A 16,535-nucleotide genomic window follows, 5' to 3' on the forward strand; every position below is an offset into this window, starting at 1 on the left:
CGTTTAACGTACGCTTTTTTTGATGGCTTCTAAGTAGGCGCGTTGCGCTTCTTCGTTAGAAAGCAGCAAGAAGTTCGGAGCCGACAAACCATAGAACTTATTGATGTCACTCGCGCCGGAGGCTTCTTTCGAGAGCAAACTGCCAGAGCTCAACAAGTACTTGGCGTACAAATCAGGCGCCTCTTGCAGTAACTCGCGTGCCAGTTTTGTCTCTAACCCTTCGCCTTCCAATCGGTTGAGTTGCTCTGCAATGCTTTTGGCCACGATGGCGTAAAGCGATGCTGAAGAGGCAATGCCCTTCGCTGCCATAGATTCTACAATCGCTGCGATATCCAGTTGCAGTGTGATGGTGGTAAACATCTGACCGAGCGCCAATTCATTGTCGACTTTGATGCGTTGGTCGAGCAGTTCATCGCAATCCACTGGAATTGTTTTTGCGCCGTGTTTTTCGGCAGCATGGTCTGTTGCAAAGCGGAAGCGCTCTGGCCAAACTCGCGCCGCGTCGTTGTCTTTCATCGCGAGCGTCATTCTGCCCTGTTGATCAAATGCAATGATGGCGTTTTGCTGGTTGGACTCCAATGCGATGCCATAACGAAGCCACAAGGTGAGGTGCACTTGGAATAATAGATCGACGTAATCTTGGAACCACGCCAGCGTATCTTGTTGATAGTAATGTTCTGCCAAATGTTCTAAGAACAAGCGGTCGTCAGGCATTGGGCTTGCTAGTGCTGCAACCGGAACTAACGCTTTGTCTTCGCAATGAGTAAGTGGGTACTCACGTACGATGTACGCGAAGGTTTTATCCTCGCCGATGTGTCCACCGTGTTTTTCGTTGCAATGGAACAAGCGACTGTTTAAATCGGCGTCCGTTTGTTCAAGGTGGCTGAGTAGGCGTTCAAACCAGTGGCCGTCATACAGTGTTGAAGGCTTGATTAAGCGAATATTTTTCGTGCCTAGCGATCGCATGATCAGCGGAACCTTGATGTGAATGTGCGGTGCCTCGTTGACGACCACAGTACGAACGGAAAGCGTCGGCGTCACGTCTAGATACGTTAAAGGCGCTTCTATCACACCTTCGGGTAAGGCTTCTAAAGATCGCAGGGTGAGCGGATGTGCAGGGAACAGAACGTGGCTCAGTGCAAAATCAGCAGGAAGCCCCACTTGCTCCATTGTTGGCCAGCAATCAGGTTGTCCGCTGGTTAATGTCACCAGTGATTTTTCAATCGCAATCCAATGCAGAGCAAAGCTTTGTGCGAACTCGGGCGCGTACTTAGCAAGGTCTTCATCGCTCAGGCCAAACTTCGCCCGCGCAGTTGGATAGTACGGGTGGTCAAGGTAAGAAGCGATCTGATCGGCTAGCAGCAGTTTTTGATGCCAAGAACCAAGCTCGGATATTGGTTGAGAAATGTGGTCTGCATGATGATGAAACGCTTGGTCACACAGCGCTTTGTGTTGCTCTGCACATTCCAGTTCTTGAAGGTATCCCGCCAGCAACTCGTGAGAGCTCTCGTGCGCCAGTGTCGTTAGTAGCGCAATCCACTCTTTGTAATGCTGTTGATGCTCGACTTGGCCATTTTTCTCCACCCACCAACCTGGTGGTGTTTCGTCATTGGCGTGACCGTAGCGCCAGTGCTGCATGTAATACGTTGGCGCAACAGGTAAATACAACGTGAAATCAGAGTTGGCAAATATCAGCCAGACTTGCTCGTCTTGAGGAACAATTACCCCTTTTGGCGCGTCTCTACTGAACTTGGCCTTCGACAAAATGCCAAACATGTCTTCGCGCAAGCAAGTGTCGATCAATCGTTGCGTTAGATACAAAGCGTTGTCATTCATGCTGCCACCTCACGAGTCGGAGCGAGATCGAAATTGCTAAGCGCGTTCTGCAGCGCTTGGTCGAGGTTTCGCCCTGATGGTGAGACAATCGAAATTCGGGCGAGATAATCCTTATTGGAATAACTCTGTTGGAAGTGTTCTCCAGCGGTTTTTAGTACCTGTTGCTGGGTGATGATATCGTCATCGTGTTGGATGAACGACGTCGAACCTCCGTCAATCACACCACTGTGTCCCGCAACTACGTAGTGCACGTGCGCTGACCCATGAATTTGGTAATCGCCGTCCAATCTTCGACCCAGATGCAGACCCAAAATCGTGCTAAACCAGCCGAAGTGAGCGAGATTGTTGAGCAAGAATTCGCGGCCATCTCCAATACTGCGGTAGTTAATTTCCACCAGAACCGGGCCATTTTCCGTAATGATAAATTCGCTGTGGCAAACTCCAAAACCAACGCCGAACGCTTTCAGTTGAGCCAAGCAAGCTTCTCGGTGAGCAATGCCGTTTGGTCCGTTCCAGTCTGCGGCGGTTTCGATGAAGTAAGGCGGCTCAGAGAGCGACACATCAAAACCGCCCACGGCGATAAGTTGGTTACCGTCTCCTAAAGTTTCGAGCGTAACCAACGGTCCTTGAAGAAACTGCTCCACCAGAATGGCGGCGTTTGGGTGCTTTTGCCAAAACGCCTCGGAGTAAGCATCGAGCTCGCTTTGGGAGTCACAGCGCTGTACATCTAAACTTGCCACGCCTTCTTTGGGTTTTGCTACGACAGGGAAGGCCATGCCTAATGCCACATTCGAATGGCGATGCAGCAAACAGCTTTGTGTGTTGGGTAAGGATTTTTCATTTAACACCTGTCGAGTTAAGTGTTTGTTTTTGGCCTTTAACGTGACAGACCAATCTTTGGATGGGAGGCCAAAAAATTGCGCGCAGATGGAGGTGGAAGTTTGTAAGTGATCACTATTGCTGAAAATAGCGTCTGGCTTTAATTCATGCTCCGTGATGGTTTCGATGAGTTCTAATGGGTTGAAGACATCACATTCTAGAATGGTATCCGGATTAAAGTGACTATCACGACTCGCCAGCTCTAAATGGCTTAGCTTGTGGTCGGTGATAAGAACGACGTGAAGGTCCATCGCTTTAGCTGCAGGCACAAAGCCGTGAGTGACTGCATCGTTAACGACATGACTTACGATAATCATCGTAGATTTCATGAGCTTTCCTAATTTTCTAACATTTTCTTCTAACGTTGATAAAGTCGCTCACGGTCGTCTTCCAATGTGCCTCTCTCGAGACGGAGGGCAGAAGTTTTAGTGTTTATTGTTATGATATTTGGTTTTTTTTGTTGTTAGTTGTGTTTTTAGGGTAAATAAATATAGAGCATAAAATTAATATTGCAAATAGAAATAATATTTGTTCTTATTTCCATCCGTTGGCTTTATAACAACTAAACGGAATTATGGAATGAATAAATTATTGACCCTGACCCCCTTGGCGGTCGCGATTGGTTCTTCATTAGTAGCACCAAGCGCAGTGGCTTCAGAAGAGACGAACTCAACCCCATCAGCAACTGAAACGATTCAAGTCTTCGGTCATCAGTACGAAGGTTATGCTGAACACATGCCTCAATCAGGCACCAAAACCGATGTGGAATGGCTTGATGTGCCACAAGCGGTATCCGTAGTAACGAAAACAGAAATGCAAGACCGAGGCGCGGTGCGCTTAGTGGATGCGCTAGATGGGGTAGCCGGGGTCAATAACACCTTGGGCGAAGGCAGCCGCGATCAGTTCATGATACGTGGTTTTGATTCACTCAACGATATGTACCGTGATGGCTTGCGAGATGACGGTACGTTGCAGTCTTACCGCAGCTTAGCGAATGTTGAACGCGTTGAAATTGTGAAAGGCCCTGCGGGCGCTTTGTATGGCCGTGGCTCGGCTGGGGGCATCATCAACTTGGTGACGAAACGCGCTAACGGTGAGAATTTTACTCACGTAAACGGCAGTGTAGGTAGCAACAACCAGTATGTCGGTCAGGTCGACAGCTCAATGGCGTTTACAGATAAGGTCAACGGGCGTATTAACTTGGAATACCGTCAAGCCGACTCGTACGTTGATCATGTTGATTCAAACGATTTCTTCATTGCACCGACCATTCGTGTGTTACCAGCGGAAGGTCACACCATTGATGTTGACGTGGAATACGCCCATCAAGAACTAGTGCCGTATCGTGGTGTGCCATCAAAAAATGGCAAGCCAGTTGATTTGCCAGTAAGCACTTACTTTGGCGGCACAAACGACTATCAGGAGTCAGACAGTCTCCGTATTGCGGTGGATTACGAATGGCGTCTGAATGATCAATGGGTATGGAACAACCGAGCGGCATTCAACCATATCGAACTTGAGCAAAAAGGCACGCGTCAGGGCAAAGTGACGGGTAATGAAGTGTCTCAAACCGTCAACAACTTTGGTTACGATCCACGTACTACGACCACTTTACAATCTGAGTTGGTTTGGGAAACCAGGGACAATCAATTGATGGTGGGTGCAGATTTCAACCAGATCGATATCGACCTAACGTTGGCAAGTGACAAAACGCTTCCTCCGCAAAATATCTACGACCCAGTCGTTGGTCCAACGCCTGAACCGGGCTTTAAGCCATTTCGTGACAATACCACCACCACGACAGGTTTGTATGTGCAAGACGTCTATACGTGGGGCGACCTTTCTTTGATCGGTAACGTGCGTTACGACTCGATGGAGCTCGAACAACAAAAAGCGGGCTCAGATAAGGAAAAATTGGATGATGACAAAGTCAGCTACCGTGCTGGTTTGGTATACCGCATCAATTCCGACACATCCGTATACGCCAGTTTAGCGCGCTCTTGGCAGTTACCGTACGCTGGTATCTACATCAATCCAAAATTGGCGGAATTCTTCCACACCGACTTAAAAGAGGTGGGTGCGAAAGCGTACCTTTTGGATGACGCATTAATGTTGAATGCGGCACTGTTCCAGATTGATCAAGAGCAACCACAAACTAACGTGGACGGCGATGTGATCGATAAAATTGAAGTGCGTCACCAAGGTATTGAATTAGAGGCTCGCGGTCAAATCACCAAACAGTGGGACATCTCTGTGGGTTACAGCTACTTGGACGCGGAAGACAAAGCCACAGGCAAAAAGCCGAACGATGTATCAGACCACTTGTTCTCTCTTTGGAGCACTTACCAATTGAATGACAACTGGCGTTTAGGCGGTGGTGTGAAGTACGTGGGCGACCGTTACGCAGGTAACGACGAAGCTGTCGCACTTGGCGATTACACAACGGTGGATTTGATGGCGGCGTACACCACTGGTCGTCATAAAATCCAAGCGAACGCTTACAACATTTTGGATGAGAAATACATTCTTGGCGCAACAAACGGCACGTCTGGCTTAAACCAGATTGGCTACGGCGCACCAGCCGAGTTTATGCTCAGCTACGGATATCAGTTCTAGGCTTTTTGTGCGTAGTTAGCGCCTGTTAGCCGATTTTTTCCTCATATTGAGGATGTTTAGCCCCTAGAGCCTACGGGATGTATTCTGCCCGAGGCTCAATTTCTCGCAAAGGAGATCTTAATGTCTTACCAGAATTTGGATGGTAAAGTGCGTGTACGTGCTGGTTTGTCTACCACTTACAGTGTGCTTGCGATTGCAATCGCTTCTGCCACATCCATGAGCGCGGTTGCCGCTCCTGCTAAAAAAGAACAAACTACCGCGATGGAAACCGTCGTTGTCACTGGTAGCGTGATTGGTAAATCTGAAATTGAAGACGTCAAAGAGTACCCAGGTGCTCGTACCGTCATTACCCGCGAGCAAATCGAGAAAACCGCCGCAGGCTCGATTGATAACGCGCTACAGCGCGTGCCGGGTATTAAAGTTCAGGATGAAAGCGGAACGGGCGTATTGCCCAACATTTCCGTACGTGGTTTGAAAGCAAGCCGTAGTGGTCATGCTCAGTTCTTGATGGATGGTGTACCGCTAACACTTGCGCCATATGGTCACACTGGTCAGTCGATCTTCCCAGCAACACTGTCGATGCTTGATCGTATTGACATTGTACGCGGTGGTGCTGCAGTACAGTACGGCCCAAACAACGTCGGTGGTGTGATCAACTTAGTGACCAAACCGATTCCACACACGTGGCAAACTGAAATCAGTAACCGCCTTACCGTGTTTGATGGCGGTGATGCGCCGCTGAATGATTTTTACCTACGCACGGGCGGCTGGTTAAGCGACACATTTGCACTACAGTTGGAAGGTAACTTCCTAAAAGGTGAAAGCTTCCGTGAACATTCCGATACGGACGTGAAGAACTTTCAAGCTAAAGCACAGTGGCTATTGAGTGACACTCAAGAGATTCAAGCATTCCTGCAACGTTACGATGCTGAAACGCAAATGCCGGGCGCACTTTCGCCACAAGACTACGAACAAGATCGTCACCAATCGAAACGTCCTTACGATGATTATGAAGGTAAGTCGACACGCTGGAGTGTTAAGTACATCCACGATTTGCCATTTGCCGACAGTGCCGAGCTAGAAGTGCTAACGTTTGGCCATAAGTCAGAGCGTCTTTTCAAGTGGGGCTTTAACAGCGCGGGTGGCCATTGGGCGGATCCGGCTCTGCCAGCGACGGACGTTCGTACCTCTCCACGTGAATTTACCGTGTATGGTATAGAGCCAAAAATGGCGATGTACTTTGGCGAAGGTAAATCCGTTACTCAAAACTGGATCGTGGGTACCCGTTATGTTAATGAAGACATTGACTACAAACTCACTCAGACTCCAATCGCCGGTGGTGCAACCAGCGTTCCGCGTGATTGGCATCTAGATACGGACGCGTTTGCTGGATACGTTAGCAACGAAATTGGTTTGTTCAATGATACATTGAAGGTAACGCCTGGGTTGCGTGTTGAGTCGGTTCGAATGACGTTTACCGATCGTGGTAAAAAACAAACAGCAGACAACACCGTGACGGAATGGTTGCCAGGTTTGACGGTGGCATACAACTTAACTGATCAGTGGGTGACGTATGCGAACGCGCAAAAATCACTTCGTGCGCCACAAATTGCCTACATCCGAGGCTTGGGTGAAGAAGGGAGCGAACTGGCTTGGAACTACGAAGTCGGCGCGCGTTACACCCAAGATACGACCAGTTTTAACGCTGCACTTTATCGCATCGATTTTGAAGATCAATTGCAATGGCAAAGCTCAACGCAGACCTTCGATAACATCGGAAAAACACTTCACCAAGGCATAGAGCTTTCTGCTCGTTACGTGCCTGAAGCACTACCTGCACTGAGTTTAGGCGCAAGCTACAACTATCTAGACGCTACGCTTGAAGAAGAAGGCGCGAATAAAGGTAATCAACTGCCTTACACCTCTAAGCATCAGCTTGGTTGGGATGCAACCTACGCATTTTACGGCATGGACACCACGCTATCGGGCTTCTACTTTAGTGATTCGTATACCGATAACGCCAACACCAGTGCCGAAGATGCAACTGGCGCAACGGGTAAAGTACCATCTTACATGGTGTGGAACTTCAACTTGGGGACGGATTTATACAAAGACGACAAAGGCAAGTTACGCATGAATGTTGCGGTGAACAACTTGTTTGACGAGGAGTATTACTTCCGCGGGATTGATACAAGCCCAGTTGGTCGGTACCCAGCTCCGGGACGCTCTTACACACTGGATCTGAACTATCAGTTTTAAGCGTTTCGTTCACCGAGTTTGAAAAGAAAAGTCGCCAATTTACCTTGGCGACTTTGCCGATCTTAGGTAATGGAAAACTCTTAGCACTGGAAAAAAGCAAGATGAAAAATAAAAAACAATTTACGATCAAACACTTTTCAACCGTTTTGCTGATGCTGTTGAGCTCAGCTTTGATGTCATTTAGCGCATTTTCTCAGGCGCGCAGCGTGCAAGATGAGCAAGGCACTTTTGAGCTAGAAGCGATACCTCAACGTATTGTGGTTTTAGAATTTTCGTTTGTCGATGCATTAGCGGCAGTCGATGTCTCACCTGTAGGCGTCGCCGATGACAACGATGCCACACGAGTCATTCCTGCTGTTCGTGCCAAGGTTGGTCCTTGGCAATCGGTCGGCATGCGTTCACAACCGAGTTTAGAGGCGATTGCGGTGCTCAAGCCGGATTTGATCATTGCCGATGCCGAACGTCATCGCGCGATTTATCAAGATTTGCAGCGAATTGCGCCAACCTTGCTGTTAAAAAGCCGTGGAGAGACGTATAAAGAAAACCTCGAATCTGCACAGAAAATCGGGGTTGCGATTGGCAAGCAAGCGAAAATGACACAACGAATTGAGCAGCACAAACAGACAATGGCGGAGTTCAAACAGCATTTTGCGACACAAGAAACCATTCAGTTTGGTGTGGTTTCTGACAAAGGGATGTGGCTGCATAGCCCGGTTTCTTACGCTGGGGGCGTTTTGAGTACGCTGGGCATCCAAAGCCCGCTGGCTCCATCTGAGCAAAAAGCGTATATCCCAACCAGTTTCGAACTTTTACTAAGAACCAACCCTGATTGGTTGTTAGTTGGACTTTACTCTCAACCAAATATTGTGGATGAGTGGCGCAAAAACCCATTATTTAAGCTGCTAACCGCTGCGAAAAAACAGCAACTTGTTGAGGTATCTCCTGAACTGTGGTCGTTAAATCGCGGCATGTTGGCTGCGGAAGAAATTGCCCGCAATCTTGAAGCGTTATTGGAGCGCTCATGAGTTCGGCGATAAGCTCGGAAAGCGCGTCTTCGGTTAGCAAATCGCATTGGAAAGCGAGCTTGTTTGTCTGTGCTATGGCGTTGTGTACGCTCTCAGGCTATGCAGCCTCAATGATTGGCTGGTCCAACTTTTCTTTGAGCGTTAATGATCTGACAAGCTATTGGTTTGCGTTTGATGAGGGCAATATGCTGCATCAAATCCTCGCGACGCTGCGTGCGCCTCGTACCTATGCTGGGTTATTAATTGGCGCTTCGCTTGCGGTATCCGGAGTGCTGATGCAAGGATTGACTCGTAACCCTTTGGCGTCGCCATCCATTCTCGGCATTAATGCAGGTGCGGCGTGTTTTATGGCCTTGGCGTCCATCGGCGTACCATTCTTTAGTCAATTGAACCCAATCATCAACGCAGTACTCGGCGCGCTACTAAGTGGTGGTGCGGTCATGTTGTTGGGCGGTTTTTTCTCCGCGCGTTCTCACCCATTGCGTTTAGTGCTAGCGGGCATTGCCATCAGTGCACTGCTGATAGGGTTAACTCGTGCGTCGGTAATTTTGGCGGATGACATGGCTTACAGCGTGTTGCATTGGTTAACGGGTTCACTCTCCGCGGTAGATTCTGAGCAGTGGCAGCAACTGTGGCCTTTTGCGACTTTAGGTTTGGTGCTCGCCATGGGCTTAGCGCGAAACTTAAATTTACTCGCGTTGGGGGACGAAGTTGCTGTCGGGTTGGGTGGTAACATTCGTCTTACGCGATTAATCAGTGGTTTAGCGGTTGTGCTGTTGGCAGGAACTAGCGTAGCGATTGCTGGACCAATTGGCTTTGTCGGGTTGTTAGTGCCGCACTTGGTACGCCCGATTGTTGGTCACAACTATCACATTCTCATTCCGGTTTCCGCCTTGTGTGGCGCGGCATTGGTCACGTGGTCAGATGCTTTATCACGCGCGATTGCCTTTCCGGCTGAAACGCCAGTGGGCGTGATTACCGCGCTGTTGGGCACACCTTGCTTTATCGCGATTGCAATGAGGAAATCATCATGATGAATCAAACCAAACTGTTTGCATTAGTTGGATTGTTGCTGATTGCGTCTTCTCTCACGCTGTTTGTTGGCGCGGCGAACATGTCGGCTCAACAGGTTTTTGCATTGCTGTTTTCTTTCTCTGACTCGGACTTTGTGATTCACCAATATCGATTACCGAGAATGTTGCTCGCCATTGGCGTGGGCGCTGGGTTGGGGCTGTCAGGCGTTTTAGTTCAAGGCGTCATCCGTAATCCACTTGCCTCACCAGATTTAATGGGGATAAGCGCCGGAGCAGGACTGGCGGCTACCGCTTGTTTGGTGCTGTATCCGAATGCGCCAGTGGCAATGTTGCCGATGGTCGCCATGTCGGGAGGCTTGCTTGCTGCTGGCTTTATTGCTGTGCTGGCTTACTGGTCGAAACCAACACCAGCACGTTTGGCGCTGATTGGTGTTGCTGTCAGCGCATTTTTAGCCAGCGGTATCGATTTTCTTCTGATTGTGCACCCTATTGAAATCAACACGGCGATGGTATGGCTAACCGGCAGTTTGTGGGGACGAAACTGGCAACAAGTGCCGTTTATTTGGAGTGCTTTATTGCTGCTACTACCATTGGCGTTTTGGCTGGCTTGGCGGCTAGATGTTATGGGACTGGGAGAAGAAAGCGCCACTACACTTGGCACGAAACCAAGACAGATCCAAATTATTGCGTTGATTGCTGCCGTGCTATTGGCGAGTATCAGTGTGTCTGTGGCAGGCACGATCAGCTTTGTTGGCCTGCTTGCGCCGCATCTTGCGCGTTTGCTGTTTGGCCACAACCACAAGTTGTTGATTCCAGCCGCTGCAACCCTTGGCGCTTTGTTGGTGATTTGCGCCGATGGTTTAGCGAGAGGCTTACAGCCACCAATTGAGCTACCAGCGGGAGTGCTGACATCTGTTATTGGCGCACCATATTTCATTTTTCTTTTGTATCGTTATAGAGGTTGGTAAGCATGTTACGAACGCAGAACTTATCCGTCGCGTACGGCAAACAGACCATCATTCCAGATCTCTCTTTGTCGATTCCTCAAGGTAAAATTACCGCACTAGTTGGTCCAAATGGTTGCGGTAAATCGACACTATTAAAAACCTTGGTACGCATCAATAAACCCGCTTCTGGCCAAGTGTTGTATGACGACAAACCACTAAGCAGCTACGGTGATAAACGCTTGGCGCGTTCGTTGTCTTTGCTGCCGCAGATTCTTGTCAGTCCTGAAGGTATTACCGTCAGAAAACTGGTCGAATATGGCCGCTCGCCTTATCTCTCTCATTGGGGCCGGTTAAGTCAACAAGACAAGACCTTAGTCGAGCAAGCAATGCAAGATACTGGCGTGATTGAGTTTGCTGACAAGCCAGTTGAATCGCTGTCTGGCGGTCAAAGGCAAAGGGCGTGGATTGCGATGGTAATGGCGCAAGATACCGACGTAGTGATGCTTGATGAGCCAACCACTTACTTGGATCTCTCTCACCAAGTTGAGCTGATGAAACTCATGAGGCAGATGAACGACAAAGGCAAAACAGTGGTCGTAGTGCTGCACGATCTAAACCAAGCGTGCCGTTACTGCGATCATTTGGTGGTGTTGGAAAAAGGTCAGTTAGTCACGCAGGGAACACCGCAAGAGGTAATGACAGAAGGCATGTTGTCATCGGTGTTTGATTTACAAGCGAGAGTATTTAATGACCCAATCTCAGGCACGCCGATGTGTGTGGCGGTGTAGGTTTACGTCTTTGGAAAGCTATCTGCAATAAAAACGTCGATCCATAAAAACAAACCCCGCTAGTAACAAAGTTGCTAGCGGGGTTTGTTGTTTTTAAGAGCGTCCTTAATGTGGCGTTTAAGCCAGTTTAAACGTCGCCACTTTCGAGTTGAGATCCTCAGCTTGCGATTTCAGCTCAGCAGATTGATTCATCGATTCTTCGGCACCAACTACCAAGTGATCGGTCACATCTTTAATGGACGTGACATTTTGCGTGATTTCATTGGTTACGTGCGTTTGCTCTTCGGCGGCGGTCGCGATTTGCGTTGCCATATCGCTGATCAGCGCAACGGCCGCGTTGATTTCATCCAGAGCCAGTGCTGCGCGATCTGCATCTTCCACCGAACCTTGCGCGAGCTGAGAGCTTGTATCCATGATGGTCACAGCGCGTTGTGTGGTTTGCTGCAAGGTCTCGATCGTCGAGCGAATCTCTTCGGTTGAGGTGTGTGTGCGTTGTGATAGCACGCGAACCTCGTCTGCAACAACGGCAAAACCGCGACCTTGTTCACCTGCACGCGCCGCTTCAATCGCCGCATTCAGAGCCAGTAAGTTGGTTTGTTCTGCGATGTCTCGAATCGTTGATAGTACGGTTGAGATGTCTTGCGCGTGCTGGTTGAGCTCGCCGATGACAACGCTCGCTTGGTTGACTTCAGAAGACAAATTGTTGATGGATGACTTGGAGTTGATCACTAACTCATGACCATTTTGTGTGCTCGCTGAAGAGTCTTGAGCGGCTTTAGCCGTCTGCTCTGCATGTGCTGCAATCTCTTGCGTTGCCGATGCCATTTCAGTCACAGCGGTCGCCACCATCGTGATTTCTTGTTGCTGATGGTTCAGATCGGAAACCGATTGATTCGCGCGATTCGTGCTCAGCTCCGATTGTTGGCTCAGTTCTTCCGCTTGGTGACGAATGTGACCAATAAGTTGCTGCAAACTTTCAACGAACTGGTTGAAGTTTTCAGCCAGCTCACCAACTTCGTCACGGTTTTCTACTTTGATGCGTTGAGTTAGGTCGCCGCTACCGTTTGCGATTTGTGCAAGCGCATTCGAAACGTTGTAGAGCGGACGGAACAAGATGTTACATAGCAGATTAAACAAAGCTACGCAGATAACGACGACGATGGTGGTTGCGATGATCTGATCCCAAACAGCATCGTAAAGTGGGGCAACCAACGAGTTTTGATCTAACACCGTCACTGTTGTGAGCTTGGTACCCTCTATGTGGCGCGCGTAAATCACATATTCGGTGCCGTTAATAGAGACGCGACGCTCTGTACCTGAACGTGCGGCAGACGTAATGTCGTTGTTGTTGAGGCCCAGCTTGCTAACCGGTTGATTCAGCAGTTTACCGTTGTTATGAGTGAAAATATTGCCCTGTTCATTGGCAATAAACATATAACCTTCACCCGGTAGGATCACTTGGTTGAGACTGTTCAGGATATCACCGATCTCTACGTCAGCACCCAGAACGACGGTTTGACCATGCAATTGCAGGGCTTTACCGAGCGACACGACGTTAGCCCCCGTGGCAGCTGCGACGGTCGGGTTATCCATAAAGACTTTCGATGGGTTGGCGATTGCATTGGTGTACCAGCCCCACTTACGAGGATCGTTATTACCTGGTGGCAAAACCACCCCATTAGCGTTGTCTTGTGACCCGTCCGGGTAAGCGAGGAAAACGTTATCGAACGCGCCAGAGTCTCGGACTTGTTTCAAATGCGTAACCAGAGAACGTTTCTCTGAATCAGAAGAGAGTGAAGTTAGTGCGCGCTCTTTAGAGAGTAGCCAGTCCTTTACGTATTGATTGTAAGATGCGCTAGTGCTTTCTAGTCGCTGTGCGACTTCGACATCGAGCCTATTTAATGAATCTCGAAAAGACAGCCCCTCTACCAGCACTCCCCCTAGAATGATGGCGGCACTGGCAGAGATTGCCAGTTTGTTTTTTAATGATAGATTTTTGAACATAAAGCGAATAATAGATCTTTGAATAATAGTTGTTGTGTTTTTATTCTCATCAGTGCTCTCTGCGCTGTTGAATATGCAGCAGAAAGTCAGATTCGAATCTGTTCAATAATTATATTTTATTGCTCAAAATAAATACTGACTCCATGTCGCGAATTTGAGTTTTACATCAAATAAGCAAAAGCATTTGGGACGATATTATTTATGTATTTGTAAAGTAAGGATTTGTCGATTTTTGTAAATGAGAATTGATTTCAATAAATGGTGATCTTTATCACATTTGCGTGTCTGATAATCCATTAAAAATGTGAAGGTTATAGCACCGGATATATATTGATTAGCTTAATCATTGTTATGGGCAATCGTTATGCGCAGTATATTGTTAGTCCCCGCGTTATTAGTGTCAGGGTGTGCTCTGATACAACAGTCGACGCCGATTCAACCTGACGCCAACTGGCACGTGGACCAGTTATCGAACGGTATGAAATACCATCTCTATCCAACAGAAGACCAAGAAGTCTCGGTCCGTTTGGTGATGAATATCGGCTCATTCCAAGAAACATCTTCTCAAAAGGGTTACGCTCACTTTGTTGAGCATATGGCGTTTAATGGTAGTGAGCATTTTACCGGTAACGACGTTGTCAAACTTTTTGAGCAATCTGGTGGTAGCTTTGGCGCTGATATCAACGCTTTTACCAGTTATCAGCAAACGTCTTACCAACTTGACCTTGCGAATAATACGAAGCTAGAAGATGCCCTGAAGTGGATGAGAGATATCGGTAACGGACTTGAGTTTGCTCCTGAGCAAGTAGAGAAAGAAAAAGGGGTGATTCTTGGGGAATGGCGACGTGCTAATCCAGATGATAAGTCCTTTTCTATGCATGCTTACCAAGCCTCGATTGAAGGCACTATGTATGGTGAACATGACCCAATTGGTACTCGCGAAGCGATTCAAAACGCTTCCTCGAGTAAGTTAAAGGCGTTTTACGACAAGTGGTACCAGCCACAAAATGCCGAGTTGATTGTGACTGGTAATATCGACGTAGATTCACTGTCCAAGATTATCAAAAGCAAGTTCTCGAACTGGGAAAGTACCTCGGATACGGTAATAGAGAAGCGCCGTGATATTCGAGTGAACAACGAAAACAGAATCTTGCCAAGTAACACGATGGAATCACCAAGTCTTCATTTAGTGATTGAGCGTGGTCTAAGTGGCAGCGCGACGATTGAGCAACAACATGAAGTGTGGCGTGATGAAGTCGCAACACAACTCATTCAACAGCGTTTGATCCGTGTACTCAGTGATGCCGCTGAACCTTTTCAATACGCTTATGCAGAGCCCTATTACTCTAACTATCAGCGTATGATGTCGGCAGGGATTTCGTTTGCACCAGATCGCCGCGAACAAATGCACCAGACTTTCATTCGTACCTTGGCGTCGTTAAGAGATTATGGTGCGACTCAATCCGAGTTAGATAGCGTTATGTCAAATTGGCAAGGTGAACTTGCAAATATTGATTCAGATTGGAGTCAGCGTAAGCCAAACAGTTACGCAGAAGCACGTGTTTTTCAAATTGGACAAGACAGTGTCAGCCAATCAAAAGAGAATTATGCCCAGAGTTTGGCAGAATTCATCAACAACGAGAATTTAGAGAGCATTAACACACAATTGACGGCTTTGTTATCTCAGCAGCCAAGCTTTTTTATTGGTTTGGGGAAAAGCGAAACGTCAGAACAGTTCAATGGTGTATTTGCCGCTCTAAACAGTGCCTATCTTCAAACTGGCGAAAAACCGTTAGAGATGTATGACAAAGTGGATGGATTCTTAAAGCCTACCCAGGAAGGCAGCATCACGAGCATGCGTCAGGAAGCGGGTGGTTTTCAAGTCTATACGCTATCAAACGGTATCGAAGTGTGGTTCCAAAAAGATACTAAAGCGGGTGGTCGAGCGTATATTTACTATGCGAGCCAAGGTGGTAAAGCCGCTGTTGATCCGACGTTGTATGCCGCTTATGAAATCGCAGCAACAACGGCAATACGCAGTGGGTTAGGGACATTTTCTGGTTCAGAGCTAGATAGCTACTTACGCAAAAACAACATTGCGCTTGGCGCGATGCTTGATGCGACCAGTCACGGAGCGCAAATTACGGCGCCAAATACGCACCTAACTGATGCTTTGAATGGACTATACAACCTAGCGACGGAGATTAAAGTCGACGAGCGCCAGATGGAAGCAGCGAAGCAAGAGTTTAAACAGCAGAGCGGCGCTTTTTTTGAATCACCGATGGGAAAACTGATTCAAAAAGCAAACGGCAATTCTTATTTGCCGGGTAGTCGTCATCGTATAGTGTCCAGTGATGATGTTGAACAAGTGACTTCCGAGCAGATACTAGCGGTGCATGAGCAACTTTTCAAAACCAATGATGGTTTTAAGATGGTTATTGTTGCAAACGTAGAGCCGGAAGAAATTACACCACTTTTGCGTAAGTATGTGGCCTCTATCGAAATGAAACCGAGTCGTTCGATTGATTATCACGTTGCGTTTAACCCGGAAGTGCCGGAGCGAACTGTGGTTGCGGATGGGCATGAACCTTCATCGTTGTATGTAATGCGTTTGACTAATACGAGCGATTACCAACGTACGGCAAGAGACACGGTTATCGAAGATATTTTGCAACGTATTAGTAATGCACGTGTTTTGGATATTGTGCGAGAAGAGTCTAGCCTTGATTACAGCCCGAGCATTTACACCATGACACAAGATCGCGAACCCATCTCTGATTGGCTCTTGGAGTCTCAAGTTGAGCCCGAAGACGTGGCACTTTTAGAGAGTAAACTGGGCAAAGTGTTTGATGGTTTAGCGTCAAATATTACCCAAAAAGAAGTGGATACGGCCGCGAAACAACTGGCAGTCGCGATGCAAGGATTGGATGACAACCCAGCACAGAGATCATGGGCATATACTCGTTATTTGGTGCATGATTACGGCGTCGATGTGTTGCTTGACGTTGAGAAAGTGGCTAAGAGTGTGACGTTAGATGAAGTGAAAGCGCATGCAAAATCAGCTTTTGGTCCACAAGCAAAACGCTCGGTGATGGTTTTAAATCCGGCCGAATAATCACGTAGTTTCTGACGAAAATCGTGGCAATA

At 47.9% G+C, this 16,535-nt stretch carries 10 protein-coding genes; 7 read left to right on the forward strand and 3 right to left on the reverse strand.

The window, feature by feature from the left end; translation table 11 throughout:
- Positions 1–3 precede the first annotated feature (3 nt).
- Together R7E51_RS06695 and R7E51_RS06700 are read right to left on the reverse strand one after the other, a co-directional pair.
- Entirely contained in the window at positions 4–1,836 is a 1,833-nt protein-coding gene (locus tag R7E51_RS06695) for an IucA/IucC family protein (protein WP_170889925.1), read from the reverse strand.
- Positions 1,833–3,044 carry an ATP-grasp domain-containing protein gene (locus R7E51_RS06700; protein ID WP_170889926.1) on the reverse strand — a complete coding sequence of 404 codons (1,212 nt, stop codon included), beginning with the start codon at positions 3,042–3,044 and terminating at the stop codon, positions 1,833–1,835. The genes R7E51_RS06695 and R7E51_RS06700 overlap by 4 nt, the downstream gene beginning before the upstream one ends.
- A 250-nt stretch (positions 3,045–3,294) precedes the next feature.
- Between R7E51_RS06700 and R7E51_RS06705 the strand changes: the two genes are divergently transcribed.
- The 6 genes from R7E51_RS06705 (at position 3,295) to fecE (ending at position 11,384) form a co-directional block, all read left to right on the forward strand.
- Positions 3,295–5,331, forward strand: coding sequence for a TonB-dependent receptor (locus tag R7E51_RS06705; RefSeq protein WP_206957621.1), 2,037 nt, complete (start codon positions 3,295–3,297; stop codon positions 5,329–5,331).
- 120 nt (positions 5,332–5,451) lie between these two features.
- The gene (gene pvuA / locus R7E51_RS06710) at positions 5,452–7,590 is read left to right on the forward strand and encodes a TonB-dependent siderophore vibrioferrin receptor PvuA (protein WP_206957623.1); all 2,139 of its coding nucleotides are present in this window, start codon (positions 5,452–5,454) and stop codon (positions 7,588–7,590) included.
- A 101-nt stretch (positions 7,591–7,691) separates the two neighbouring features.
- Positions 7,692–8,615 carry a Fe(3+) dicitrate ABC transporter substrate-binding protein FecB gene (locus R7E51_RS06715; protein WP_206957624.1) on the forward strand — a complete coding sequence of 308 codons (924 nt, stop codon included), beginning with the start codon at positions 7,692–7,694 and terminating at the stop codon, positions 8,613–8,615.
- A gap of 74 nt (positions 8,616–8,689) precedes the next feature.
- A complete protein-coding gene (locus R7E51_RS06720) occupies positions 8,690–9,649 on the forward strand; it encodes a FecCD family ABC transporter permease (protein ID WP_373417389.1) in 960 nt (319 codons plus the stop codon).
- Entirely contained in the window at positions 9,646–10,617 is a 972-nt protein-coding gene (locus R7E51_RS06725; protein WP_017634500.1) for a FecCD family ABC transporter permease, read from the forward strand. The genes R7E51_RS06720 and R7E51_RS06725 overlap by 4 nt, the downstream gene beginning before the upstream one ends.
- Positions 10,618–10,619: 2 nt before the next feature.
- Positions 10,620–11,384 carry a Fe(3+) dicitrate ABC transporter ATP-binding protein FecE gene (fecE, locus tag R7E51_RS06730; protein WP_017634499.1) on the forward strand — a complete coding sequence of 255 codons (765 nt, stop codon included), beginning with the start codon at positions 10,620–10,622 and terminating at the stop codon, positions 11,382–11,384.
- 117 nt (positions 11,385–11,501) lie between these two features.
- Here fecE and R7E51_RS06735 read toward each other — a convergent pair whose 3' ends face one another.
- Positions 11,502–13,388 (reverse strand): methyl-accepting chemotaxis protein, encoded by a 1,887-nt coding sequence (locus tag R7E51_RS06735; protein ID WP_025768674.1) that lies wholly within the window; start codon positions 13,386–13,388, stop codon positions 11,502–11,504.
- A gap of 364 nt (positions 13,389–13,752) precedes the next feature.
- Here R7E51_RS06735 and R7E51_RS06740 point away from each other — a divergent pair, with 364 nt between their 5' ends.
- On the forward strand, positions 13,753–16,503 hold the full coding sequence (locus R7E51_RS06740; protein WP_033906636.1) for a M16 family metallopeptidase: 2,751 nt from the start codon (positions 13,753–13,755) through the stop codon (positions 16,501–16,503).
- Positions 16,504–16,535 lie beyond the last annotated feature (32 nt).

Source organism: Vibrio sp. Vb1166, assembly GCF_033338695.1.
GTDB classification, from domain to species: Bacteria; Pseudomonadota; Gammaproteobacteria; order Enterobacterales; family Vibrionaceae; genus Vibrio; species Vibrio alginolyticus.

Coding starts and splice junctions, on each gene's coding strand:
- R7E51_RS06735 (WP_025768674.1), bottom strand. CDS start 13,388: ATGTTCAAAAATCTATCATTAAAAAACAAACTGGCAATCTCTGCCAGT.
- R7E51_RS06715 (WP_206957624.1), top strand. CDS start 7,692: ATGAAAAATAAAAAACAATTTACGATCAAACACTTTTCAACCGTTTTG.
- R7E51_RS06725 (WP_017634500.1), top strand. CDS start 9,646: ATGATGAATCAAACCAAACTGTTTGCATTAGTTGGATTGTTGCTGATT.
- R7E51_RS06700 (WP_170889926.1), bottom strand. CDS start 3,044: ATGAAATCTACGATGATTATCGTAAGTCATGTCGTTAACGATGCAGTC.
- R7E51_RS06740 (WP_033906636.1), top strand. CDS start 13,753: ATGCGCAGTATATTGTTAGTCCCCGCGTTATTAGTGTCAGGGTGTGCT.
- fecE (WP_017634499.1), top strand. CDS start 10,620: ATGTTACGAACGCAGAACTTATCCGTCGCGTACGGCAAACAGACCATC.
- R7E51_RS06720 (WP_373417389.1), top strand. CDS start 8,690: ATGGCGTTGTGTACGCTCTCAGGCTATGCAGCCTCAATGATTGGCTGG.
- R7E51_RS06705 (WP_206957621.1), top strand. CDS start 3,295: ATGAATAAATTATTGACCCTGACCCCCTTGGCGGTCGCGATTGGTTCT.
- pvuA (WP_206957623.1), top strand. CDS start 5,452: ATGTCTTACCAGAATTTGGATGGTAAAGTGCGTGTACGTGCTGGTTTG.
- R7E51_RS06695 (WP_170889925.1), bottom strand. CDS start 1,836: ATGAATGACAACGCTTTGTATCTAACGCAACGATTGATCGACACTTGC.